The following is a 23,751-nucleotide window of genomic DNA, read 5'->3' as shown; positions in this document are numbered from 1 at the left end:
GCCTCCCCCGGTTGCCTCCGGGCAAACACAGGAGTGTCCCAGCTCACAAGGGCGTGACTCGGCGTGACTGTCAGTGCCGTACGGCATGATGCGAACGTGACCGGACGACTGATGCTGCTCGACACCGCCTCGCTCTACTTCCGCGCCTATTTCGGCGTGCCGGACTCCGTGAAGGCCCCGGACGGCACGCCGGTGAACGCCGTGCGCGGGCTGCTGGAGTTCATCGACCGGCTGGTCCGGGACCACCGGCCCGATCACCTCGTGGCCTGCATGGACGCCGACTGGCGGCCCAAGTGGCGGGTGGACCTGATCCCGTCGTACAAGGCGCACCGCGTCGCCGAGGAGCGCGCGGCCGGCCCGGACGAGGAGGAGGTGCCGGACACGCTGTCGCCGCAGGTGCCGGTGATCGAGGCGGTCCTGGACGCGCTCGGCATCGCCCGGGTGGGCGTCGAGGGGTACGAGGCGGACGACGTCATCGGCACGTTCACCGCGCGGGCGACCGGCCCGGTCGACATCGTCACCGGCGACCGCGACCTGTACCAGCTGGTGGACGACGCGCGCGGGGTACGGGTGCTCTACCCGCTCAAGGGCGTGGGCACGCTCCAGGTGACCGACGAGGCGTGGCTGCGGGAGAAGTATGGCGTCGACGGCAGCGGGTACGCGGATCTCGCCCTGCTGCGCGGCGACCCGAGCGACGGACTGCCGGGAGTGGCGGGCATCGGGGAGAAGACGGCCGCCAAGCTGCTCGCCGAGTTCGGCGACCTGGCGGGCATCCTGGCGGCGGCCGAGGACCCGCGGGCGAAGCTGACGCCGACGCAGCGCAGGCGGCTGACCGAGGCGCGGCCCTATCTCGCGGTGGCGCCCACGGTGGTGCGGGTCGCGGCCGACGTGCCGTTGCCCGAGGTGGACACGGCGGTGCCGGGCACGCCGCGGGATCCGGCGGGCCTGGAGGCGCTGGCGGAGCGGTGGGGACTGGGCGGATCGCTGCAGCGGCTGCTGACGACGCTGGCGGCCCGAGCAGCGGGGTGACGGCTCGCCGCTCGTGAAGTGCTCGAGGGATGGGGTTTCACCAGGGGAGAGCTGGTAACTTAGGTAAGCCTAAGTTTTGGGAACAGGGAGGCCGTCATGGCAGAACGTCCGGCCCGGAAGCCGCGGAGGGCGCATTCCGCGCAGGTCGTCCGCACGGAGCGGCTCACTCCGCACATGCAGCGCGTGGTCCTCGGGGGTGACGGTCTGGCCGGGTTCACGGCCGACACCTGCACCGACCACTACGTGAAACTCCTGTTCCCGGCCGAGGGCGTCACCTACCCCGAGCCCTTCGACATGCAGCGCGTCCGCGAGGAGTTCCCGCGCGAGCAGTGGCCGGTCACCCGGACCTACACCGTGCGCGCCTGGGACGCCGAGGAGCGCCTGCTGACCCTGGACTTCGTGCTCCACGGCGACGAGGGCCTGGCCGGCCCCTGGGCCATGCGGGTCCAGCCCGGCGAGACCGTCCGCTTCCTGGGTCCCGGCGGCGCCTACGCGCCGGACCCCGACGCCGACTGGCACCTGCTCGCCGGTGACGAGAGCGCGCTGCCCGCCATCGCGGCGACCCTGGAGGCGCTGCCCGACGGCGCCCGGGTCCGGGCCTTCGTGGAGGTCGCGGGGCCCGAGGAGGAGCAGAAGATCGACTCCGACGCGGAGGTGGTCTGGCTGCACCGCGGGGACCGTCCCGTGGGCGCGGCCCTGGTCGAGGCCGTCCGGGCGCTGGACTTCCCCGAGGGCCGGGTGCACGCCTTCGTCCACGGCGAGGCCGCGTTCGTGAAGGACCTGCGCGCACTGCTCCGCGTCGAGCGCCAGATCCCCCGCGAGGACCTGTCCATCTCCGGCTACTGGCGCCTCGGCCACGACGAGGACGGCTGGCAGGCCGCGAAGCGCGAGTGGAACGCCCGCATCGAGGCCGAGCAGGAGGGCGCGACCAGCGCGGCGTAGGGCACGCCGGGCCGGGCTCGACGGGAGCGACGCCCGAGGCGGCCGGGGCGGCGTCGGCACGGCACGCGGAGACCGCCAGGCCGGCCCGGGCCAATACGCCGATACCTGGGCCGGCCACACCGGCGCACCGACACCGCCCGAGTCACGGGCCCCGCAGCGCCGCCGACGACGGCCACGGTCCGCGACCGCGCCGCGCCGGGCCCCGACCGGGCCGCCGCCCGAGGGCCGGCCCGGATCCCGGCACGGGCACGGGCACGCGGAGACCGCCGCGCAGATCGCGGCGAATACCTGGGCCGCGCGTCAGGGCACTGGCACGGCCCGGTGCCGCGAGGCCGTCCGGCCGGATGGCCCCCCGCGGCTTCCGGGACGACGTCCCGTGCTGCGGCCGCGCCCGCCGTCCTCCGTCGGAGCGGCGGCCCGCCTCCCCCGGCATCGGCACGCCCGCCGGCCGGGCGCATACCCTGGCCCGGTGAGACGTCGGCCCTCCACTCCGCCCTCCCCCCTGCCGCAGCGCGACGGGGTCGATCCGGTGCGGGTGCGGCTGCCCTTCGGCGAGGGCTGGGCCACCGTGCGGGAGCATCTCGTGGAGCGGCTCAGCGGGGCCGGGCCCGGGGTCGTCGACGGGATGCTGGAGGCGGGCCAAGTCGTCGGCGCGGACGGGCGGCCGGTCGCGCCGGGGACGCCGTACGTGCCCGGGATGTACGTGTGGTTCCACCGGGAGCTGCCCGAGGAGACCCCCGTGCCGTTCCCGCTGGAGGTCGTGCACCGCGACGAGCACATCGTCGTCGTGGACAAGCCGCACTTCCTGGCCACCACCCCGCGCGGCAGCCACGTCGCCGAGACGGCGCTGGCCCGGCTCCGGCGGGAGCTGGGCATCCCGACGCTGAGCGCCGCCCACCGGCTGGACCGGCTCACCGCCGGGCTGGTCCTGTTCACCGTGCGGCCCGAGGAGCGGGGCGCGTACCAGACACTGTTCCGGGACCGGCTGGTGCGCAAGGAGTACGAGGCCGTGGCCCCGTACGACCCCACGCTCGACCTGCCCCGGACCGTGCGCAGCCGGATCGTGAAGGAGCGCGGCAGTCTGACGGCGCGCGAGGTGGAGGGCGAGCCGAACGCGGTCAGCCGCATCGAGCCGGCCGAGCACCGGCGGGAGCCGGACGGGACGGGCCTCGGCCGGTACCGGCTGGTTCCCGGCACCGGCCAGACCCACCAGCTGCGCGTGCACATGGCCGCCCTCGGCATACCCATCCTCGGCGACCCGCTCTACCCGGTCGTGACCGATCCCGTGCCGCCCGGCGACTTCCGCCGGCCCCTCCAACTCCTCGCGCGTGAGCTGGAGTTCACCGACCCGGTCACCGGGGTCGCACACGCCTTCCGCAGCGGGCGGACGCTCGCCGCCTGGTCCGACCCCGCCGCGTGGTCCGGTCAGTAGCCCAGCCACCACCGCCGCAGCCGCGGCCAGACGCCTCTCCTGCGCGGGGCGGGCTCCTCCACCGCCGGCGCGGGCTCCGGCCTGCGGGGTCGTGGTCGGGCGGGAGCCGGCAGGGGCACGCCCCCGGCCCGCCGGTCGTCGGCGGCGCGCGGCGGCGGGACCGTCCCCGGGACGGGCGCCTGCGAGATCTCCTGCTGCGGTTTGGGCTCGAACCGCACCGGCAGGGCCACCAGATGGCGGGAGGCGATCGACTCCCGCCACTGCAGTTCCCCCTCCGCGCAGTCCAGTTCGACGTCCGGCAGCCGCAGCAGCAGCGCGTCGACGCCGACCTCGGCGATCGCGCGGCCGATGTCCTGTCCGGGGCACTCGTGCGGGCCGCCGCCGAAGGCGAGGTGGGAGCGGTTGCCCTGCATGCTGGCCGACAGGTCGGGACGCACCCGCGGGTCGATGTTGCCCGGCGCCGGCGCGAACAGCAGCCCGTCGCCCTTGTGGATGCGCCGGCCGCCCAGCTCGGTCTCCTGCTTGGCGAAGTAGCCGAGGACCGTGCTGAACGGCGGCTCGTCCCACAGCGACTGCTCGACGGCCTCGGGCACGGTCATCTGGCCGCCGTTGAGCTGCGCCCGGAACCGGGGATCGGTGAGCACCGTGCGCAGCGCGTTGGACAGCAGGTTGACGGTGGCCTCGTAGGCGGCGAACAGCACCAGCCGCAGATGCTCCCTGACCTCGTCGTCGGTGAGCCGTGCCGGATGGTTGACGAGATGGCTGGTGAAGTCGTCCTCGGGCCGGGCGCGTCGGCGGGCGGTGAGCCGGCCGAGGGCGTCCATCACGTGGGCGTGGCTGGCGATGGCCGTCTCGGTGCCCTTGAGGGCGTCGCGGGCGGCGTGCACCAGTCGTTCGTCGTACTCCTCGGGCATGCCGAGGATCTGGCACATCACCGCCATCGGCAGATGCTCGGTGAACCGGCTCACCAGGTCCGCCTCGCCCTGCTCGCAGAACTCGTTGACCAGGCGCTGGGTGTGGCGGTTGATGTGCCGGCGCAGGCTGCGGTGGTCGATGGTGGACATCGCGCCGGTGACGGCGGAGCGCAGCCGCAGATGCTCCTCGCCCTCGGCGTGCGAGCAGATCGGCTGCCGGGCGATGTGCGGCATGAGCGGGTGGTCGGGCTTGACCCTGCCCTCCCGCAGCGGCGTCCAGATGCGGCTGTCGCGGGTGAAGACCGAGGGGGTGCGCACCATGTGCAGGTTCTCGGTGTGGCCGAGGACGACCCACATCGGCACGTCGTCGTGCAGCAGTACGGGCGCCACCGGGCCGTGCTGCTCGCGGAGCCGCTCGTACAGCCCGGCCAGGTCCTCGGTCCGGTGCAGCCGGTGTGCTCCGCCGGAGCCGGAGCCCGGCGCCTGCGCGTGCGCGGGGCAGCCCGGCGGCGGGGCGGGGAGGGGGGTGTGGTCGTCCGTGCGGGTCGGGGAGTGGGGTTCAGGCGTCACAGCGGTCGCTTTCGGGGGAACGGGTCCGGGTCGGGTCAGGCGAGCTTGCCGGTGAGGGCGAGGTCGTGCAGGAAGCGCACCAGGGTCAGCAGGACGTCCCGGCTGGAGGCGCGGCGGCGTACGTCGCACTCGACGATCGGGATCACCGGGGACAGGTCGAGCGCGGCCCGCAGGTCCTCCAGGGGGTGGCGGGGCGCGCCGGGGAAGGAGTTGACGGCCACCACGAAGGGCACGCCGCGTTCCTCCAGCCGTCCCATGGCGTCGAAGCTGACCTCGAGGCGCCGGGTGTCGACCAGGACGACCGCACCGAGGGCCCCTTCGAACAGGCCGTTCCACAGGAACCAGAAGCGTTCCTGGCCGGGGGTGCCGAAGAGGTAGAGCACGAGCTGGTCGGTGATGGTGATGCGGCCGAAGTCCATGGCCACGGTGGTGGCGGTCTTGGAGTCGGAGCCGTAGTCGTCGTCGACGCCGACGCCGGCCTGGGTCATGGTCTCCTCGGTGGTCAGCGGCCGGATCTCGCTGACCGAGCCGACCATCGTCGTCTTGCCGACGCCGAAACCGCCCACGATCACGATCTTCACCGCGGCCTGCGCCGTGGGCGGCAGATGGTCCTCGGCGCGGGGGCCGGGAATCGTGTCAGAGCCTTTGAAGTCCATGCATCACCGCTTCGAGGAGGGACCGGTCGGGGAGCGCCTGCCGGACGATGGGCGCGCGCGCCTGCACCTGCTCGGCCGCCAGCAGTTCGGTGAGCAGCGCGCTCACCACGCTGAACGGCAGACCGAGGTAGGCCGACAGCTCGGCCACGGACAGGGGGGCCGAGCACAGCCTGAGCAGCGCCGCCTGTTCCGGCGTGGCGGACGGCGGCGGGTCGCCGTCCGCCACGATCAGCGTCACCAGGTCGAGGGGCAGCCGGGCGCCGTCCTCGCCGGAGATGGTGTAGAGCCGCTCGGGGTTGGGGCGCTCGGGGCCCGGCCGCTCGGCGGGCCGGGGCGGCGGTTCCGGGACGGGCCGGCGCCGCCGGCGTCGGGCAGGAGTCATACGGTCTGCCCGTTCCGCCGGGGCGGGCTGGTCAGGTGCGCGCCGATCCTGACGACGAGGTCCCGCATCCGGGCGGCCATGTGACCCGGCTCGCAGCGCACGTCGGACAGGACCGCGAGGTAGGCGTTGGCGCCGGCGGCCATCAGGTAGAAGTAGCCCCCGTCGACCTCGACGACGACCAGTTTCATCTCACCGGTGCTGCCCGGGATCTCCCGGGCCACGGCCGTCGTCAGGCTCTGGAGCCCGGCGCAGGCCGCGGCGACCCGGTCGGCCGTGTCCGGGTCACCGCCGTAGCGGGCGATGCGCAGGCCGTCGGCGGAGAGCACCACGATCATCTCGATGCCCGGGACCCCGTCGTTCAGGTCCTTGAGCATCCAGTCGAAGTTCCCTCGCTGCTGGATCACGTGAGATCCCCCTCGTCGTCGGCCTCGGTGCGGGCCGGATCCTTGATCAGATGGGCGAACGCGGCCGGGTCGCGGGTGAAGGCGGTGGGGTGCACTCCGGGCGGGGTGTCCTTCTTCAGGCCCTCCCAGAAGGCCTCGAAGCCGACCCCGGGCGGGGTGTCGTCCTTCCTGCGCTCCGGCTCGGGTGCGGTCTCGTGGCCGTCCTGCGGCCGGTAGGACGCCGTCTCCTCGCCCCGTCGGGCGGCCAGTTCGCGCTTGGCCTGCGCCACGAGCTGTTCGTGCGCCGGCACCGAGACCCGGCTGCGGCGCTGCGGCAGGCCCTGCTCGGTCCACTCGGTGACCTCGGGGACGTCGTCGTCGCGGGAGACGTCGGCGAGGACGCGCGGGTTGGTGGGGCGGCGGCGCTTGGGCGAGCGCTTGGGTCCTTCCAGGGTGCCCGGGGTGCGCTGCGGCACGGAGGTGGCGCCGATGCCGTGGGCGAGGCCGACGCCGGGCTCGTCGGTGAGCATGTCGGAGGGCACGACGAGGATCGCTCGGACGCCGCCGTACGCGGACGCGCGCAGCGAGACCTGCATCTTGTACGCGGTGCACAGCCGGCCCACGACGGCGAGGCCGAGGCGGGGGCTGTGGCCGAGTTCCTGGATGTCGTCGCCGAGCTTGGCGCGCTCCAGCACGCCCTCGGCGCGTTTGCGTGCCTCCTCGCTGAGGCTGACGCCGGAGTCCTCGATCTCGATGCAGACGCCGGTCTGCACCTCGGTGGCGGTGACGTGCACCTTGGTGTTGGGCGGCGAGTAGCGGGTGGCGTTGTCGAGGAGTTCGGCGGCGGCGTGGATGACGGGCTCGACGGCGATGCCCTTGACGTTGACCATGGCGATGGAGGCCAGGTTGATGCGGCGGTACTCAAGGATCCGGGACATCGCGCCGCGCAGCACGCTGTAGAGGGCGACGGGCCGGGGCCACTGGCGGCCGGGGCGGCCGCCGCCGAGGACGGAGATGGAGTCGGCGAGCCGGCCGATCATCGCGTTGCCGTGGTCGATGCGCAGCAGGTCGTCGAAGACGTCCGGGTTGCGGCCGTGGTCCTCCTCCATCTCCCGCAGTTCCGCGGCCTGTTGGTGGACGATCGCCTGCACGCGCCGGCCGATGTTGACGAACGAGCGCTCGGCGGACTCGCGCAGGGTCTGCTCGTGTTCGACGATGTCCAGCACGGTGGAGACGATCCGGCGCTGCGGTGCGGACAGGGCGGCGAACTCGGGGCTGCTCTCGCCGAGCCTGATCATCACCTCGCGCGGCGTGTCGTTGCCGTGCTTGAGCAGGTGCAGGGCGGCGGGCAGGTGGTGTTCGGAGAGCCGGGTGATCTGGTCGTCGTGGACGGCGATCCGCTGCTCCAACTGAGCGGTGCGGCGGGCGTGTTCGGCGCGCAGGGCGCGTGTCTCGCGGGCGCGGCGCACGGCGTCGGCGGCGGTGGCGACGACCAGCACGGTGGCGATGGCGCCGCACCAGCCGACGGCGGTCCGGGCCGGTTGCGCCACGAGGGCGACGGCCGCTCCGGTCGCCGCGGCCATGAGTACGGCCGGCAGCAACAGCACGCCCATGTAGGGAAGTTCACGGCGTTCGGGCGGGGATTGAACACTCACCATGTGGGCCCTCTGGAAGGAATCGGCTGGGAGGAGTGCGCGCGACAACGGAACCTTCGCGACAAGTGGGAACAAGCGAACGATTACGGCGCAACTCGGTGCGCTGCGGGCGAGCTTAGTCCGACCGGATCATCGCGATGTCATATTCCGCAAGCACCTGAAACGGGCGCGGGGAGGGAGTAACCTCGGCTCCATTTGCACGCTCGGATCCCACCCGCACACGCTGCGTGAGGACGCCGGGGCATGCGAACGCCCCTCACCGGACCCGGTGACCGGGCGGTGAGGGGCGTCGTCGCGCTGTCGCGGAAACGTCGTCGCGTCGTCGCGGAGGGAGGCGGTCAGCCCACGGACGAGTAGGCCACGACCCCTCTGAGCAGTCCGTCGACCGCCTTGCGCGCGGCCTTCCCCACGGTCGAGCCCTCGGGAGCCGCCGCCTGGATCTGCCCCAGCACGTCGATGACCTGCTTGCACCACCGCACGAAGTCGCCGGCCGGCATGTCCACCTCGCGCAGCACCTCGTCCAGGCCCGCACCGCCGGCCCAGGTGTACGCGGCCCAGGCGAACCCGAGATCGGGCTCGCGCTGTCCGACGCCCTCGGTCTGGCGGATGCGGTACTCCTCCTCCAGCGCGTCCAGCCGGCCCCAGATCCGCACCATCTCGCCCAGCGCGGCCTTGGCCTTGCCCGACGGCAGCTTGGGCGCCATGGCGTCGTCCGCGGCCCGCGCCTCGTACACCAGCGCCGAGACGCAGGCGGCCAGTTCGGCCGGGGCGAGGCCCTCCCAGACACCGGCCCGCAGGCACTCGCTGGCCAGCAGGTCCAGCTCGCCGTAGAGCCGGGCGAGCCGCCGGCCGTGCTCGGTCACCTCGTCGTCGCGCAGGTAGTCCAGCTCGGTCAGCAGCGCGACGATGCGGTCGAACGTGCGGGCGATGGTGTTCGTGCGGCCCTCGATCCGGCGCTCCAGCTGTGCGGTGTCGCGCAGCAGCCGGTGGTAGCGCTCGGCCCAGCGGGCGTGGTCCTCGCGGTCGTCGCAGCCGTGGCAGGGGTGGGCCCGGATGGCCGCGCGCAGCCGGGCGATCTCGCGGTCGTCGGCGGCCTGCGAGCGCTGCTTGCGGTGCCGCTCCGGCGCGATGTGCCCGGCCTTGGTCCGCAGCGCGGAGGCGAGGTCCCGGCGCGACTGCGGCGAGCGCGGGTTGAACGACTTCGGGATGCGCATCCGCTCCAGCGGCTCGACCGGTACCGGGAAGTCCATCGACGCCAGCCGCTTGACCTGCCGCTCGGCGGTGAGCACCAGCGGGCGCGGTCCGTCGTGGTACTCCAGTGCGCGGTGCCCGTTGGTCCGCCCGGCCGGCAGGCCCGGGTCGAGCACCAGGGCCAGGCCCGCGTACTTCCCGGTCGGCACGTGGATGACGTCGCCGGGCCGCAGCTTCTCCAGCGCCACGGCGGCCTCCGCACGCCGCTGCGCCGCACCCTGCCGGGAAAGTTCGGTCTCGCGGTCCTTCAGCTCCCGGCGCAGCCGCGCGTACTCATCGAAGTCGCCGAGGTGGCAGGTCATCGACTCCTTGTAGCCGGCCAGCCCCTCCTCGTTGCGCTGCACCTGCCGGGAGATCCCGACGACCGACTTGTCGGCCTGGAACTGCGCGAAGGACGTCTCCAGCAGCTCGCGCGAGCGGTGCCGCCCGAACTGCTCCACGAGGTTGACCGCCATGTTGTACGACGGCTTGAAGCTGGAGCGCAGCGGATAGGTACGCGTCCCCGCGAGGCCGGCCAGGTGCTCGGGGCTCATCCCGCGCTGCCAGAGCACCACGGCGTGGCCCTCGACGTCGATGCCGCGCCGGCCGGCCCGGCCGGTGAGCTGGGTGAACTCGCCGGGGGTGATGTCGGCGTGCTGCTCGCCGTTCCACTTGACGAGCTTCTCCAGCACGACCGACCGCGCGGGCATGTTGATGCCCAGCGCGAGGGTCTCGGTGGCGAACACGGCCTTCACCAGGCCGCGCACGAACAGCTCCTCGACGACCTCCTTGAAGGTCGGCAGCATGCCCGCGTGGTGGGCGGCGATGCCCCGCTCCAGGCCCTCCAGCCACTCGTAGTAGCCGAGGACGTGCAGGTCCTCGGTCGGGATGGAGGCGGTGCGCTCCTCCACCAGCGCCCTGACGCGCTGCCGGGCCTCGTCGTCGTTCAGCCGCAGGCCCGCGTACAGGCACTGCTGGACGGCGGCCTCGCAGGCCGCGCGGCTGAAGATGAAGGTGATGGCGGGCAGCAGGCCCTCGGAGTCGAGGCGCTCGATCACCTCCGGCCGGCTCGGCGTCCACACCCGCGAGCGCTGCCGTCGCTCCCGCTCGCGGTCGGCCTCGCGCATCGACCGGCCGCGTCTGCGGTCCTGGTACGACGGCCGACTGGCCTCCATCCTCGCCATCCGCGTCAGATCCGGGTTGACGGCCTTCTTGTGCCCCTCGCCCTCCTCGAACAGGTCGTACATCCGCCGCCCGGCCAGCACGTGCTGGAACAGCGGCACGGGCCGGTGCTCCGAGACGATCACCTCGGTGTCGCCGCGGACGGTGTCGAGCCAGTCGCCGAACTCCTCGGCGTTGGACACGGTCGCCGACAGCGACACCAGCGTCACGGACTCGGGCAGGTGGATGATCACCTCTTCCCAGACCGCGCCGCGGAAGCGGTCGGAGAGGTAGTGCACCTCGTCCATGACCACGTACCCGAGACCGAGCAGGGTCTGCGAGCCGGCGTACAGCATGTTCCGCAGGACCTCGGTGGTCATCACGACCACGGGGGCGTCGGAGTTGACGCTGTTGTCGCCGGTGAGCAGGCCGACCTCGGCCGCGCCGTAGCGGCGGCACAGGTCGGCGTACTTCTGGTTCGACAGCGCCTTGATGGGCGTGGTGTAGAAGCACTTCTTGCCCTGTTGCAGGGCGAGGTGGACGGCGAACTCGCCCACGATCGTCTTGCCGGAGCCGGTGGGCGCGGCGACCAGCACGCCCTTGCCCGCCTCCAGCGCCTTGCAGGCCTCTATCTGGAACGGATCGAGGCCGAAGTCGTACATCTCGCGGAAGGAGGCGAGCGCGGTGGCCTGCTCGGCGGCGCGCCGACGCGCCGCCGCGTACCGCTCGGCCGGGGAGAGGTCCTCTGTCATCGTGCTTTCGAGCGTACCGGGCCGCACTGACAACAGGACGATCATTATCCGGATCACCTGCCACGCCAGGCAGCAGCGCGTGCGAACCGTCCATCAGCCTGACTTCCCTGAACGCGAGCCTCATCCTCTCTATACCAACTTGACACTTTCACGAACCGTCGATCATTGTATGTTGCGACACGCGTTCGATTAGTTACACAACGTGAAACCGCCTTTTCAAGGAGAAGAACTTGAAGCTCCCCCGTCCCCGCATGATCACCACCGCCGCCGCGGCGGCACTCGCCGTCGGCGGTCTCGTAGCCATGCCCGGCACCGCTTCAGCCGCTGCCGACAGCGACTGCAGCGCCAAGCAGCACAAGGACTTCGACACCCTCGGTGCCAATCTGGACGTCTACATCACGCTGTGCGTGTACCGGGACAGCAACAGCGACTACAAGGCCAAGGCGTACGTGTCCTGGGCCGACGGCGGCCAGGGCAATGCCGGCGGCATGGAGAAGTTTTACGTGCAGGTACGACTCGAGCGGAACGACGCCGACTACAGGACGAACACCACAAACTACTCAAACGTGATGAACGCTTATGGTTCGAGCTCGGCCAGCAACGAGACCACCGAATACCACAGCAGCACCACGGGTGGTTGGACTGCGGACGGCACCGTGTCGTACAACGTCGACCTTGACGGCGACGGTGACAAGACCTGGGCCCTGGGGGGCTCCCCGTCTATCTGATCTGAACACCAGATGGGGTGCCGTTCGCACTATGCAACGGCACCCCATCGTCATGAGAACACTCACCCGCAGAGACCGGGCTGCCTCACGTCACGTCGTCGTACCCGTTCACCCGGTCCTTGGCGATCTGCTCGGGCAGCGCGCCGGTCGCGCTCACGGTCTCGATGTCGCCGATGTCCTCGGGAGTGAGGTCCAGCTCGGAGGCCTCGTCGTCGGCGGGGCCGAGGGCCTCGCGGCGGCGCCTGCGCCGGTCGTTCACCAGCGAAATGGCCACGGCGGCGAAGTACAGGATCCAGATCGGCCCGGCCAACGCGAGCATCGTCACCGGCTCAGTGCTCGGGGTGGCGACGGCCGCGAAGACCGTGATGCCCATGATCATGCCGCGCCACCAGCCGAGCATCCGCCTGCCGGTGACGGCGCCGGTGAAGTTGAGCATGACCAGCAGGAGAGGCAGCTCGAAAGACAACCCGAAGACGAGCACCATCCGGACGATCAAGTCGAGCAGTTCGTCCAGCGGCAGCTGGTTGTCGAGGTCCGCAGGCGAGAACTCGAGCAACACCGTTGCCATGGTGGGCAGAGTTATGTAGGCGAAGAAGGCCCCGCCCAGGAAAAGCGGAAACCCTGCGCCGACGAAAGCCAGAGCGTACTTCCTCTCGCGGCGGTGCAGACCCGGGGCGACGAACGCCCACAGCTGGTAGAGCCACACCGGAGACGCAAAAATCACGCCGGCCATGAGCGACACCTTCAGCGCGAGCGTGAAAGGCGTCAACAGGCCGTTGAGCACAATGCGAGCGCAGGTACCGCTGTCCTTCTCCGACAGCTCGGCGAAGCTCGCCTCGCATCCCACGGCATGCAGGATCGGGTCCGTGAAGAACTCGATGATGTCCTTGTAGAAGAAGGCGGCCACGACCGTCACGACGACAATGGCCAGCACGGCTTTCGCAAGCCGGTTGCGTAGCTCACGCAGGTGCTCCGCGAGGGGCATCCGCCCCTCGGGATCCTTCTCCTTCTTGCGGGCAGACTTCAGCAACCCACGTTCCCATCTCGTGCGGCGGGCCGGAGGTCACCGGCCCTGCGTCAGCGCTTGGTCGTGTCCGTCGGCTCGGTGACCGGCCGGGAGCTGGTCACGTCGCCGGGGGCGGCCTGGATGACGCGCTGCGCGGGGGGCTGCTCCTCGCCGGCGTGCGGCGGGTCGGCGGGGGCGGAGGACTTGTTGTCCTCCTTCATCGCCTTGGCCTCGCTCTTGAGGATGCGCGCGGACTTGCCGAGGGAGCGGGCCATGTCCGGAAGCTTCTTCGCGCCGAACAGCAGGATGATGACGACGAGGATGAGAATGATCTCGGGAGCTCCGAGCCTTCCGAACATAAGTCTTTACCTTCTCACCGAGGCGGCTGGGTGGGTGCTGTCCGATCCTTCGGACAGGTGTCCGAAGGATCGTGCTGTCAGCGATCGTAACGCTCAGGGATGAACACGAGGCAATCCCTGTGCGTACTCCCGATCCACGGCCCGGGCCTCGTTTTCCGGTGCCGCGGTCAGCAGCGTACCTGCCGCACCCGCCACCTCGACAGGGCGAAGTTGCCCAAAGCGCCCCGGGCGCCGGACTCACGGAAACGGCACGGCCCCGCTCACAGGGCGTCCACGGACCGCGCCGCGCTCGCCCCCGCCCGCCCCAGCTCCTCGGCGGCACGGCCGATGCGCTGGGCCGATTCCGCCACCTGCCGCCCCAGCCGCCGCGCCTCCACGCACACCCGCACGGCCGGGACCGCGACCACGACGAGGCCGGCGAAACCCATGGCTACAGCAAACATCGACCAGAACATGACGTCCGCTCCAGTGCTCTCAAAGGGCCGAGTGGAGGCGCAGGGTGCGCACTCCCCCGCCGGTGAGGAGCTCCACGATGCGCTCCCCGGCCGGCTTGCGCACCGAGGCGCCGCACTCGGGGCAGGTGAAGGAGTAGAACGTGGTGCGGCTGGTGGCGCCGATCGCCAGCCGCAGGGCGTTCGCCGCGAGCTCGAAGCGGGCCCGGCACTCCGGGCAGCCCGCCCGGAACACCACCGGCGCCACGCTGCGCATCCCCGCGAACGCGGACGCCACCGTCATCTCCTGCACCCCGGACGCCGACTCGCTCACCGTGTCTGCTCCTGCCTGTCGTCCCACCCCGCCGGCCGCGGGCCGTCCGCGTCGATCACGTCGTACGCCGCCAGCGCCTCCCGGGCCGCCCGGCGGGCGCTCTCGGCCAGCTCCGCGGGCGCCACGATCCGGCCGTCGGCCCCCAGCCGCAGCGCCAGGCGCCGCAGCGACGCCGGCTCGGGCGTGCGCAAGGTGATCCGCAGCCCTCCGTCGGCCAGTTCCTCGGCGCTGTCGTGCGGGTAGTACTCGGCGACCCAGCGCCCGCCGGGCCCCACCTCGACCACGACCTCCGGGTCCTCGGCGGCCGGCTGCACCAGCCCTTCGGACAGATCGCGCAGTTCCACCTCGGGCGGCGCGGACGGCTCGTCGAGAACCTTGATCTCGGCCACCCGGTCCAGCCGGAAGGTACGCCGCGCCTCCGAGCGCCGGCACCACGCCTCGACATAGGTGTGGCCCACGCTGACCAGGCGGATCGGGTCGATCTCGCGCTCGGTGACCTCGTCGCGGGCCGGCGAGTAGTACCGGATCCACAGCCTGCGGCGCTCGGAGATCGCCCGGTCGACGTCGGCGAAGACGCCGCCCTCGGACTCGAACGTCACCGACAGCCGGGAGCTGGCGCCCGCCGCCTCGCCGGCCGCCGTCTCCACCTTGGCGGTGGCCCGCAGCAGCGCCTGCCGGTCGCTCTCCCTGAGCCCCGGCAGCGTGGCCACGGCCCGCGCCGCGACCAGCAGCGCGGTCGCCTCGTCGGCGGCCAGCCGCAGCGGCTCCGCCGCGTCCGCGCCGAGCGCGGCCGGGTTGTGCCACCAGATGCGCTCGCCGTCCGTGTCGATGTCGAGCAGATCGCCGCCGCGGAAACTCGTGCCGCACATCGGCAGCACGTCGAGGTCGGAGACCAGCTCGTCCTCGGTGATGCCGAAGGCGCGGGCGACGTCCGCGATCCTGGCGCCGGGGCGCTCCTTGAGATACGTCACCAGCGAGAGCATCCGCCGGGTCTGGTCGATGGCGTTCACGGGCCTGACCGGTTTGCCTGCCACTGTGCTCGTCCGCTCCCGCTCAGCCCTTGGCCACGGCACGCAGCCGGTCCACCACGTCGGCCCGCAGCTCCGCGGGGTCCAGGACCACCACGTCGGGCCCGAACTCCACCAGCCAGGCGTCCAGTCCGTGCCCGTACGGAATCTCCAACTCGTCCCACCCGTCGCCCAGTTCCCGCACCGAGGCGGCCCGCGCCCGCAGCGGGTAGCCGGCCCCCGAACGCAGCCGGATCCGCGCGGAGCGGTCGGCGGTCTCCCCCGCCCAGCTCGCCACGGTCTCCCGCACGGTGACGACGTCGGGCACCGGCGCCGTGTAGCGCCCGCCGCGCGAGCGCACCCTGCCGGTGATCCGGGACAGCCGGAACACCCGCTCGGCGCCCCGGTCACGGTCCCAGCCGGCCAGATACCAGTGGCCGCGCCAGCACTCCAGCGCCCACGGCTCCACCTGCCGGGGCTCGGGACGGGCGGCGGTCGCCTTGCGGTAGTCGAACACCACCGGGCGGCGGTCGCGGCAGGCCAGCATCAGCGGCTCGAAGGCGGCCTCGTGCACCGGGATGCGCGGCTCCAGGGCCCCGTGGGCCTCGTAGGGGTCGACGTCCTCCGGCAGCCCGGCCGCGCGCAGCTTCTGCAGGGCGCCGCTGGCCGCGCCGGCGAGCCGGGCCTGCTGCCACACCTTGGCGGCCAGTCCCAGCGCGGCGGCCTCCTCGGCGTCCAGGGTGATGGGCGGCAGCCGGTTGCTGTCCCGGCGGGCGAGATAGCCGACCTCGCCGTCCAGGTTCTCGACGGTCTCGATGACCAGGCCCAGCTCGCGCAGATCGTCCTTGTCCCGCTCGAACATCCGGTTGAACGAGTCGTCCGACCCGGCCTCGAGATAGGCCTCGATGGAGTCGCGCAGCTCGCGCTTGCTGAGCGGCCGGCGCGTCCCCAGCAGACACAGCGCCAGGTTCATCAGCCGCTCGGCCTTGGCAATGGCCATCGACGCCCTTCGCCTCCCTATGGTGCTTACGAGCGACGACCGTACCGCTCCGCGGTGTCCCGGCAAAAGCGGAGGCCCATGCCCCGGACGGACATGGGCCTCTCAACGGCCGGACGCGGCCGTCCGGCGGTCAGACGCCGAGCAGATCGACCACGAAGATCAGGGTCTCGCCGGGCTTGATCGCCGGGGTCGGGCTCTGGTTGCCGTAGGCCAGGTGCGGGGGAATGGTCAGCTGGCGGCGCCCGCCGACCTTCATGCCCTGCACGCCCAGGTCCCAGCCCTGGATGACCCGGCCGCCGCCCAGCGGGAAGCGGAACGGCGTCCCGCGGTTCCAGCTGGCGTCGAACTCCTCGCCCGTGCTGAAGGCGACGCCCACGTAGTGCACGGTGACGGTCTGGCCCGGCTGGGCCACCTCGCCGTCGCCCTCCCAGATGTCCTTGATCTCGAGGTCCGCCGGGGGCTCGCCGCCCGGGAAGTCGATCTCGGGCTTGTCGATGCTCACTTCATTTCTCCTTGTTGCCGACCTGCGTCACGGACAGTCTCACAGACTTCCCGATCACACGGTGCCCAGGATGTCGACGACGAAGACCAGCGTGTTCTTCGCCAGCTCGCTCTGCGGATCGGCGCCGTAACCGAGGGACGGCGGGATCACCAGCAGGACCCGGTCGCCCACGTTCTTGCCGACCAGGCCCTGGTCCCAGCCCTGCACGACGGCCCCGGTGCCGATCTGGAACGCCGTGGCGCCCCCGTGGTCCCAGGAGGAGTCGAACTTCTTGCCGTCCTCCCACTTGATCCCGGTGTACTGGGCGACGAGTCCCTGCCCGGCCTCGACCTTCTTGCCGTCGCCCTTGATCAGGACCTGCTCCTTGAGCTCCTTGGGGGGCTTGACGCCCTTGGGCACGGTGATGGTCGCCGCCTTCTGCGACGGAGCCTTCACCTCCGGCATGCCGGCCTCCGGGGCGGCCTGCTCGCCCTCGACCTCGCCCTTGGCGTCGACGGCCGCGGCGCCGACCGGGTCGACCACCCAGATCAGCACGTCCTTCGCGGTGATCCCGGACTGGGGGTTGAGACCCTCGCCGATCAGGTCGCCCGCGGTGCCCTGCACCAGGACCCGGCTGCCCGCCTTCTTGCCCTTCACGGCGTCCAGGACCTTCGCGGGCAGCTGCCGGCTCTGCTTGCCGACCTGCTCGACGGACTGCTGCTTGGGCGTCCCGGCGCCGCCCTGCTGCGCGCCCCAGGTGCCGCCCAGCTCCTCGTCGCCGCCCCACTTCTTGACCGTCCAGTCCAGCCGGACGAAGTCGGAGGCCTTGATCGCGCTGCCGCTGCCCTGGACGACCGTCCTGGTCACCGTCTTCTGCGACGGCTCGCCGCCCTCGGGCTCGGAGATCTCGGGCTTCTCCCCGACCTTCCCCTCGACCTGGGCGACGTCGGCCGCCGCCTCGCCCTTGCTGTCGTCGTCCGAACCGCATGCGGCGGTGAACAACAGTGCGGGAACGGTGAGCAGCGCCGCGAGGCGTCGATTCATGGTGTAGTTCATCAGTCCAACTGGGTTCGAGGGTGGGGGCGAGTGCCGCCACTCTACGACCAAAGAACGCCCGGTGCCCGGAGGCGTCGAACACCTCCGGGCACCGGGCGTTGCGATCAGGCCGCCACGGAGCGGCTGCGAACCCCGCTACATTCCGGCGATCAGCTTCTCCACCCGGTCGTCCACCGAACGGAACGGGTCCTTGCACAGCACCGTGCGCTGCGCCTGGTCATTGAGCTTGAGATGCACCCAGTCCACGGTGAAGTCCCGGCGCTGCTCCTGCGCCCGCCGGATGAAGTCGCCGCGCAGCCGGGCGCGCGTGGTCTGCGGCGGAACCGACTTGCCCTCGAAGATCTTCAGGTCGTTGCAGATCCGCGCCGCCTGCCCCTTCTTCTCCAGCAGGTAGTACAGCCCGCGACGCCGGTGGATGTCGTGGTAGGCGAGGTCTATCTGCGCCACCCGCGGGTGCGACATCGTCATGTTGTGCTTGGCCCGGTACCGCTCCAGGAGCTTGTACTTCATCACCCAGTCGATCTCGGTGCCGATCCGGTCGAGGTCCTCCGCCTCGATCGCGTCCAGCGCCCGGCCCCACAGCTCCAGCACCTGCTCCACCGTGCCGGTGCGGATGCCGCGCCGCTCGCAGAAGTCGACGGCCTTCTCGTAGTACTCGCGCTGCACCTCGAGCGCCGAGGCCTCCCGGCCGCTGGCCAGCCGCACCTTGCGCCGGCCCGTGATGTCGTGGCTGACCTCGCGGATCGCCCGGATCGGGTTCTCCAGCGTCAGGTCCCGCATTACCGTGCCGGCCTCGATCATGCGCAGCACCAGATCGGTCGCCCCGACCTTCAGCAGCATCGTCGTCTCGGACATGTTCGAGTCGCCGACGATCACATGCAGGCGGCGGTAGCGCTCGGCGTCCGCATGCGGTTCGTCACGCGTGTTGATGATGGGCCGGGAACGCGTCGTCGCCGAGGAGACGCCCTCCCAGATGTGCTCGGCCCGCTGACTGACGCAGAACACCGCCCCGCGCGGCGTCTGCAGCACCTTGCCCGCGCCGCACAGCAGCTGACGCGTGACGAGGAACGGGATGAGGATGTCCGCCAGCCGGGAGAACTCCCCGTGCCGGGCGACGAGATAGTTTTCGTGGCAACCATAGGAGTTGCCGGCGGAGTCGGTGTTGTTCTTGAAGAGGTAGACGTCGCCTGCGATTCCCTCCTCGTGCAGGCGTCGTTCCGCGTCCACCAGGAGCCCTTCCAGAATGCGCTCGCCGGCCTTGTCGTGGGTGACCAGCTCGGTCACGTTGTCACATTCGGGTGTCGCGTATTCCGGATGCGAACCCACGTCGAGATAGAGGCGGGCGCCGTTGCGCAGAAAGACATTGCTGCTACGGCCCCATGACACGACACGGCGGAAGAGGTACCGCGCCACCTCGTCAGGCGACAGACGGCGCTGTCCCCTGAACGTGCACGTGACGCCGTACTCGTTCTCCAGCCCGAAAATGCGGCGGTCCATGACTGAACATTACGCCCGATCCCCGGAACTGAAACGGGGTTCGGCAGCACGATTTGGATCATTTTCCGAAGAAGCGGCGACGACCGCCGTTCTCGGCCCCACTGCCAATACCCGCCCCGTCGCCAGCAAAACCAGCAGCGACACACCGCCCGCCGCCCCCGGCACCGCGAACCCCCACAGCGCCCCGCCCCACTCCAGCACCGGCCCCGTCAGCCCCGTCCCCACCGACGCCCCCACCGTGAACGTCGTCACCAGCCACGAGAACGCCTCCGTGACCGTGCCCCGCGGCGCGTGGCGGTCCACGATGACGAACGCACAGGCGATCGCGGGCGCCAGGAACACACCCGCCAGCGCGGTCAGCGCCGCCATCGCCACCGGACCCGGCAGCAGCATCAGCGGCAGATAACACACCGCCAAAAGCCCCACCAGCACGCGCAGTCGCCGCTCCGGCGCACCAGCCCACCGTCGCGCCCCGTACACGGACCCGCCCACCAGCGCGCCCAGCCCCAGCGCCGCCATCAGCCAGCCGTAGACGGCGTCGCCCCCGTGCCCGTCCGCGTACGACACCGCCGCCACGGTGATCGAGCCGAGCGCCACGCCCACGAACAGGAACGCCGCCAGCAGCGCCACCAGCCCCGGCGAACGCAGCGCCCCCAGCCAGTGGGCCTCGCGCGGCGCGGACCGCCAGGCACGCGACGGCGGCGACAGCACCACCGACAAGGCCCCCAGCACACCGACCGCGTTCACCAGCAGCAGCGCCGCCTGCGCCGACCACAGCGACACGCACAGCGTCACCAGCAGCGGCCCGACGGTGAACATGACCTCCTGCGCCACCGCGTCCATCGCGTACGCCGTGTGCACCTGGTCCTCCCGGCGCAGCACCGACGGCCACAGCGCCCGCAGCCCGCCCTCCAGGGGCGGCGTGAACAGGCCGGCCGCGGCCACGGCCGCATACGACAGCGCGAGCGCCCCCGTGCCGCTGACGGCGAAGACGGCCGTCGCCAGGGCGGAGGCGAGGGCGGCCGGCAACTGGACGCGCGGCTGGCCGTACAGGTCCACCAGGCGGCCCAGCACGGGCTGCCCGACCGCGTTGGCGACCCCGTACACGGCCGCCAGCACGCCGGCGAGGCTGTACGAACCGCCCTCCGCGCGGACGAACAGCACGATCGCGATCGCCGCCGTCGCGTTCGGCAGCCGCCCCACCAGCGTCCCGACCAGCAGCCGGGTGGCGTGCTTCGCCCGGAGGATCTCCAGATATCCCGTGGCCATGTCCGCCTTCCGACCGGGTCGCACTGCGGTTGCCCGGAGGTTGTACGTATAACGTCGTTCGTCATACGTACCATGTCTGCTGTTCACCCGTCCAGGCGTCAGACCCGGACGACCGCCCACGAAGGAGCAGGCCGACGGTGGCACCCGGCAGCACCCGACCCACCAGCCGCGACGTCGCCCAGGCCGCCGGCGTCTCCCAGGCCGCCGTCTCCCTGGTCCTCGGCGGCAAGTGGCGCGGCCGGGTATCCGAACCCACCGCCCGACGGGTACGCCAGGCCGCCGAGGAACTCGACTACCGGCCCAACCTCGCCGCCCGCAACCTGCGCCTCGGCCGCACCCGCACCGTCCTCCTCGTCGTCCCCGCCCTCACCACCGAGTTCTTCGCCGGCGTCTACACCGGCGCCGCCCGCGTCGCCGCCGCCCACGGCTTCGGCGTCGTCCTCTACCCCTCCCCCGAAGGCATCGGCCCCGCCAAGGACCCCTTCGCCTCCGCCCAGGCCGCCCTCGACGGCGTCATCGCCTCCTCCATGGCCGCCGACGCCCTCACCGCCATCCGCGGCGGCCAGCTCCCCCTCGTCATGCTCGACAGCGACCCCGCCGGCAGCCCCGGCGCCGCAGCCACGGTCAACCTCGACATCGCCGACGCCGTCCGCCGGATCGCCGAACACCTCCTGGGCCTCGGCCACCGCCGCTACCTCCACCTCGCCGCCGACGTGCCCTCCTGGACCTTCGCGGTCCGCGCCCGGGAACTGGCCGCCCGCCTCACCACCGCCCCCGGCACCACCCTGCGCACCGCCCGCGCCCCCCTGACCATCGACGGCGCCCTCGCCGCCGCCCAGGCCGCCCTCGCCCGCCCCGGCCCCCGCCCCACCGCCATCGTCTGCGACGACGACAAACTCGCCGCCGGCGCCTACAAGGCCCTGCGCCGCCTCGGCCTGCGCATCCCCGACGACATCTCCGTCACCGGCCTGGACGACCTCGCCCTCGCCACCGCCATCGACCCCGAACTGACCACCGTCCGCCTCGACGCCGAACAGTTCGGCGAACGCGGCATGCGAGCCCTCCTCGCCGTCCTCGAAGGCCGCGAACCCGAACGCGGCGACATCCCCGTCGAACTCGTCGTACGCGCCTCCACCGCGCCCCCGCCGGCCGACTGACCCCGCGCACAGGAAAGCCCCGGCCAGTCCAACCCCCGGCCGGGGCTCCCGCACACCGCGCGCTACGGCTACTCGTCCTCGCCGGCCTGGTCCTCGGCCTCCGCCGCCGTCGACGCGCCATTGGCCTCCAGCAGCCGGCCCAGCTGACGGCCGGTGATCCGCTTGAACTTGCGCTTCTGCGGACGCGTACGGTCCAGCACCGCCACCTCCAGCCGCTCGGCGGGAATCTCCCGCTCACTGCCGTTGGTGTCCCGCGACAACGCCTGCACCGCCAGCTTCAGCGCCTCCGCCAACGTCATGCCGTCCCGGTGCCGCTGATCCAGATAGCTGCTGATCTGTTCCGCGTTGCCGCCCACCGCCACCGAGCCGTGCTCGTCCACGATCGAGCCGTCGTGCGGCAGCCGGTAGATCTGGTCCCCGTCCGGCGTCTCACCGACCTCGGCCACGACCAGCTCCACCTCGTACGGCTTCTCACCCGCCGAGGAGAAGATCGTGCCCAGCGTCTGCGCGTAGACGTTCGCGAGACCACGCGCCGTCACGTCGTCCCGGTCGTAGGTGTAACCCCGCAGATCGGCGTAGCGCACACCGCCGATCCGCAGGTTCTCGTACTCGTTGTACTTGCCGGCCGCGGCGAAGCCGATCCGGTCGTAGATCTCGCTGAACTTGTGCAGCGCACGGGACGGGTTCTCACCGACGAACACGATGCCGTCGGCGTACTGCAGCACGACCAGGCTGCGACCGCGGGCGATGCCCTTGCGGGCGTACTCCGCCCGGTCGGCCATGGCCTGCTGGGGTGAGACATAGAACGGCGTCGACACCGGTTATCCGTCCCTTTCTGTGGAAGTCACTGGATCACCCTGACCAAGAACCGCCGCGCCTACAGCAACGCGGCCCGCGGACCGTCCGGCTGCTCCAGACGCCGCTCCAGCACCGCGCGGGCGATCTCCGAGGACTCGTCCTCGGTCAGCCGGCGGAAACCGTCCTCGGTGATCACGGTGACGATCGGGTAGATCCGGCGGGCGACATCGGGACCACCGGTCGCCGAGTCGTCGTCTGCCGCGTCGTACAGGGCCTGCACCACGAGGGTCGTGGCGTCGGCCTCGGTCAGATCGGCACGGAACAGCTTCTTCATGGCACCGCGCGCGAAGATCGAGCCCGAGCCCGTCGCCGCGAAGCCGTGCTCCTCGGAACGGCCGCCCGTCACGTCGTAGGAGAAGATCCGGCCCCTGCCGCGGTCCACGTCGTACCCGGCGAACAGCGGCACCACGGCCAGGCCCTGCATGGCCATGCCGAGGTTGGAACGGATCATCGTGGACAGGCGGTTCGCCTTGCCCTCCAGCGACAGCTGGGCGCCCTCCACCTTCTCGAAGTGCTCCAGCTCCAGCTGGAACAGCTTCACCATCTCCACGGCCAGACCGGCGGTGCCGGCGATGCCCACCGCCGAGTACTCGTCGGCCGGGAACACCTTCTCGATGTCCCGCTGCGCGATGACGTTCCCCATGGTCGCGCGCCGGTCACCGGCGAGCACGACACCGCCCGGGAACGTCACGGCCACGATCGTGGTGCCGTGCGGCGCCTCGATCACGCCCTGCGTGGGCGGGAGTTGACGGTTGCCGGGCAGCAGCTCGGGCTGGTGCTCGGAGAGGAAGTCCATGAAGGAGGACGACCCAGGCGTCAGGAAGGCAGCTGGTAGACGCCCGGTGCTACGAGTGTTGGCTTCCACGCGTTTCCTTCCAGGTAAGCGGCCGCACGGCGGACGGCGTCGGGATCGTCCCCCAACTTGCCGATGGCCGAATTGCAGTTGAAGCACAGTACGCCACGGACCCTACCCGTCTTGTGGCAGTGATCCACATGCACGGCGGGCACCTTCGGAAAGATCACACGGAGCCACGCCCGGGCAGCGACGCTCGCGTCACTCCCGGCTGTGGTGAGGACGCGCCGTTCGGCGAACGCTGCTCGCGGCACGTGCTCCTCGTACCGCGAACAGCGATTCACCCGACCTTCACCTCAAAGGCATAAAGTCGCTAAGACCTTCGACTCGAAGGCTATTCGCCGCCTTTTTGAACGAATGAGCGAACGAAGTCCTCGGCGTTCTCCTCGAGCACGTCGTCGATCTCGTCCAGCACCGAGTCCACGTCGTCGCTCAGCTTCTCCTGGCGCTCCTTGAGGTCCTCCGCGGCCTGCGTCTCCGCGGCCTGCTCCTCGACCTCCTCCGTGGAACGCGTCGCCTTCTGCTGGCCGCCGCCGGTGTCCTTGGTCGCCATATCCCTCACCCCGCTCAGTTCGCCCGACATCTGCCGATCGGTGATGATCAGACCCT

General features: G+C 71.5%; 24 protein-coding genes and 1 pseudogene. 5 read left to right on the top strand and 20 right to left on the bottom strand.

What is annotated here, in order from left to right:
- The first annotated feature begins 96 nt into the window (after positions 1-96).
- From ACZ6KF_RS17835 to ACZ6KF_RS17825, 3 genes are all read left to right on the top strand, one after another.
- Complete coding sequence (locus ACZ6KF_RS17835) at positions 97-1,029, top strand: 5'-3' exonuclease (protein ID WP_356627009.1); 933 nt, start codon at positions 97-99, stop codon at positions 1,027-1,029.
- A 96-nt stretch (positions 1,030-1,125) separates the two neighbouring features.
- Positions 1,126-1,971 (top strand): siderophore-interacting protein, encoded by an 846-nt coding sequence (locus ACZ6KF_RS17830; protein WP_356627008.1) that lies wholly within the window; start codon positions 1,126-1,128, stop codon positions 1,969-1,971.
- A gap of 469 nt (positions 1,972-2,440) precedes the next feature.
- The gene (locus tag ACZ6KF_RS17825) at positions 2,441-3,403 is read left to right on the top strand and encodes an RluA family pseudouridine synthase (protein WP_469239165.1); all 963 of its coding nucleotides are present in this window, start codon (positions 2,441-2,443) and stop codon (positions 3,401-3,403) included.
- Here ACZ6KF_RS17825 and ACZ6KF_RS17820 read toward each other — a convergent pair.
- The 6 genes from ACZ6KF_RS17820 to ACZ6KF_RS17795 all read right to left on the bottom strand — a co-directional run bounded on the left by ACZ6KF_RS17820 (position 3,397) and on the right by ACZ6KF_RS17795 (position 11,151).
- Positions 3,397-4,887, bottom strand: a complete 1,491-nt coding sequence (locus ACZ6KF_RS17820; RefSeq protein WP_356627006.1) for a cytochrome P450 — start codon at positions 4,885-4,887, stop codon at positions 3,397-3,399. The two genes, ACZ6KF_RS17825 and ACZ6KF_RS17820, sit on opposite strands and share 7 nt — an antisense overlap.
- 35 nt (positions 4,888-4,922) lie before the next feature.
- Positions 4,923-5,543: a GTP-binding protein gene (locus ACZ6KF_RS17815; RefSeq protein WP_469239162.1), complete on the bottom strand. Its 621-nt coding sequence runs from the start codon at positions 5,541-5,543 to the stop codon at positions 4,923-4,925.
- Positions 5,524-5,925 carry a DUF742 domain-containing protein gene (locus ACZ6KF_RS17810; RefSeq protein WP_469159118.1) on the bottom strand — a complete coding sequence of 134 codons (402 nt, stop codon included), beginning with the start codon at positions 5,923-5,925 and terminating at the stop codon, positions 5,524-5,526. Before ACZ6KF_RS17810 ends, ACZ6KF_RS17815 begins: the two co-directional genes overlap by 20 nt.
- Positions 5,922-6,329 carry a roadblock/LC7 domain-containing protein gene (locus ACZ6KF_RS17805; RefSeq protein WP_469239160.1) on the bottom strand — a complete coding sequence of 136 codons (408 nt, stop codon included), beginning with the start codon at positions 6,327-6,329 and terminating at the stop codon, positions 5,922-5,924. The genes ACZ6KF_RS17810 and ACZ6KF_RS17805 overlap by 4 nt, the downstream gene beginning before the upstream one ends.
- Complete coding sequence (locus ACZ6KF_RS17800; RefSeq protein ID WP_469239158.1) at positions 6,326-7,966, bottom strand: sensor histidine kinase; 1,641 nt, start codon at positions 7,964-7,966, stop codon at positions 6,326-6,328. Before ACZ6KF_RS17800 ends, ACZ6KF_RS17805 begins: the two co-directional genes overlap by 4 nt.
- A 335-nt stretch (positions 7,967-8,301) precedes the next feature.
- Positions 8,302-11,151 (bottom strand): DEAD/DEAH box helicase, encoded by a 2,850-nt coding sequence (locus tag ACZ6KF_RS17795; RefSeq protein ID WP_356627001.1) that lies wholly within the window; start codon positions 11,149-11,151, stop codon positions 8,302-8,304.
- A gap of 206 nt (positions 11,152-11,357) precedes the next feature.
- On the opposite strand from ACZ6KF_RS17795, the gene ACZ6KF_RS17790 reads away from it, so the two are divergent.
- The gene (locus ACZ6KF_RS17790) at positions 11,358-11,834 is read left to right on the top strand and encodes a hypothetical protein (protein ID WP_356627000.1); all 477 of its coding nucleotides are present in this window, start codon (positions 11,358-11,360) and stop codon (positions 11,832-11,834) included.
- An 85-nt stretch (positions 11,835-11,919) separates the two neighbouring features.
- On the opposite strand, the gene tatC is transcribed toward ACZ6KF_RS17790, so the two are convergent.
- The 10 genes from tatC to ACZ6KF_RS17740 form a co-directional block, all read right to left on the bottom strand.
- A complete protein-coding gene (gene tatC / locus ACZ6KF_RS17785; protein ID WP_469159114.1) occupies positions 11,920-12,864 on the bottom strand; it encodes a twin-arginine translocase subunit TatC in 945 nt (314 codons plus the stop codon).
- 47 nt (positions 12,865-12,911) lie between these two features.
- Positions 12,912-13,199 (bottom strand): Sec-independent protein translocase subunit TatA, encoded by a 288-nt coding sequence (gene tatA / locus ACZ6KF_RS17780; RefSeq protein ID WP_469176478.1) that lies wholly within the window; start codon positions 13,197-13,199, stop codon positions 12,912-12,914.
- A gap of 260 nt (positions 13,200-13,459) precedes the next feature.
- The gene (locus ACZ6KF_RS17775; RefSeq protein WP_469239156.1) at positions 13,460-13,654 is read right to left on the bottom strand and encodes a hypothetical protein; all 195 of its coding nucleotides are present in this window, start codon (positions 13,652-13,654) and stop codon (positions 13,460-13,462) included.
- Positions 13,655-13,673: 19 nt separating this feature from the next.
- Complete coding sequence (locus ACZ6KF_RS17770) at positions 13,674-13,964, bottom strand: hypothetical protein (RefSeq protein WP_469176480.1); 291 nt, start codon at positions 13,962-13,964, stop codon at positions 13,674-13,676.
- A complete protein-coding gene (locus ACZ6KF_RS17765) occupies positions 13,961-14,998 on the bottom strand; it encodes a helix-turn-helix transcriptional regulator (protein WP_356626995.1) in 1,038 nt (345 codons plus the stop codon). Before ACZ6KF_RS17765 ends, ACZ6KF_RS17770 begins: the two co-directional genes overlap by 4 nt.
- Positions 14,999-15,017: 19 nt before the next feature.
- Entirely contained in the window at positions 15,018-15,971 is a 954-nt protein-coding gene (locus ACZ6KF_RS17760; protein WP_356626994.1) for a helix-turn-helix transcriptional regulator, read from the bottom strand.
- A 130-nt stretch (positions 15,972-16,101) separates the two neighbouring features.
- Entirely contained in the window at positions 16,102-16,473 is a 372-nt protein-coding gene (locus ACZ6KF_RS17755) for an FKBP-type peptidyl-prolyl cis-trans isomerase (protein ID WP_356626993.1), read from the bottom strand.
- Between the two features lie 54 nt (positions 16,474-16,527).
- On the bottom strand, positions 16,528-17,508 hold the full coding sequence (locus ACZ6KF_RS17750; protein ID WP_356626992.1) for an FKBP-type peptidyl-prolyl cis-trans isomerase: 981 nt from the start codon (positions 17,506-17,508) through the stop codon (positions 16,528-16,530).
- 135 nt (positions 17,509-17,643) lie between these two features.
- A complete protein-coding gene (gene pafA, locus ACZ6KF_RS17745) occupies positions 17,644-19,005 on the bottom strand; it encodes a Pup--protein ligase (RefSeq protein ID WP_356626990.1) in 1,362 nt (453 codons plus the stop codon).
- Between the two features lie 9 nt (positions 19,006-19,014).
- Positions 19,015-20,274: an MFS transporter gene (locus ACZ6KF_RS17740; protein WP_469239154.1), complete on the bottom strand. Its 1,260-nt coding sequence runs from the start codon at positions 20,272-20,274 to the stop codon at positions 19,015-19,017.
- Between the two features lie 137 nt (positions 20,275-20,411).
- Here ACZ6KF_RS17740 and ACZ6KF_RS17735 point away from each other — a divergent pair, with 137 nt between their 5' ends.
- Complete coding sequence (locus ACZ6KF_RS17735; RefSeq protein ID WP_469239152.1) at positions 20,412-21,431, top strand: LacI family DNA-binding transcriptional regulator; 1,020 nt, start codon at positions 20,412-20,414, stop codon at positions 21,429-21,431.
- A gap of 68 nt (positions 21,432-21,499) precedes the next feature.
- Here the strand turns inward: ACZ6KF_RS17735 and prcA are convergent, their stop codons facing one another.
- From prcA to ACZ6KF_RS17715, 4 genes and pseudogenes are all read right to left on the bottom strand, one after another.
- Positions 21,500-22,249, bottom strand: a complete 750-nt coding sequence (gene prcA / locus ACZ6KF_RS17730) for a proteasome subunit alpha (protein WP_356626987.1) — start codon at positions 22,247-22,249, stop codon at positions 21,500-21,502.
- 59 nt (positions 22,250-22,308) lie between these two features.
- A complete protein-coding gene (gene prcB, locus ACZ6KF_RS17725; RefSeq protein ID WP_356626985.1) occupies positions 22,309-23,154 on the bottom strand; it encodes a proteasome subunit beta in 846 nt (281 codons plus the stop codon).
- A pseudogene (locus ACZ6KF_RS17720) lies at positions 23,106-23,363 on the bottom strand (endonuclease VII domain-containing protein); the annotation flags it as partial. The pseudogene ACZ6KF_RS17720 and the gene prcB, both read right to left, overlap by 49 nt.
- Before the next feature lie 113 nt (positions 23,364-23,476).
- Positions 23,477-23,695 (bottom strand): ubiquitin-like protein Pup, encoded by a 219-nt coding sequence (locus tag ACZ6KF_RS17715; RefSeq protein ID WP_356626984.1) that lies wholly within the window; start codon positions 23,693-23,695, stop codon positions 23,477-23,479.
- Between the last annotated feature and the right edge of the window lie 56 nt (positions 23,696-23,751).

This window comes from Streptomyces sp. NPDC046379, assembly GCF_055587785.1.
This window is presented reverse-complemented; position numbering and strand designations above follow the sequence as displayed.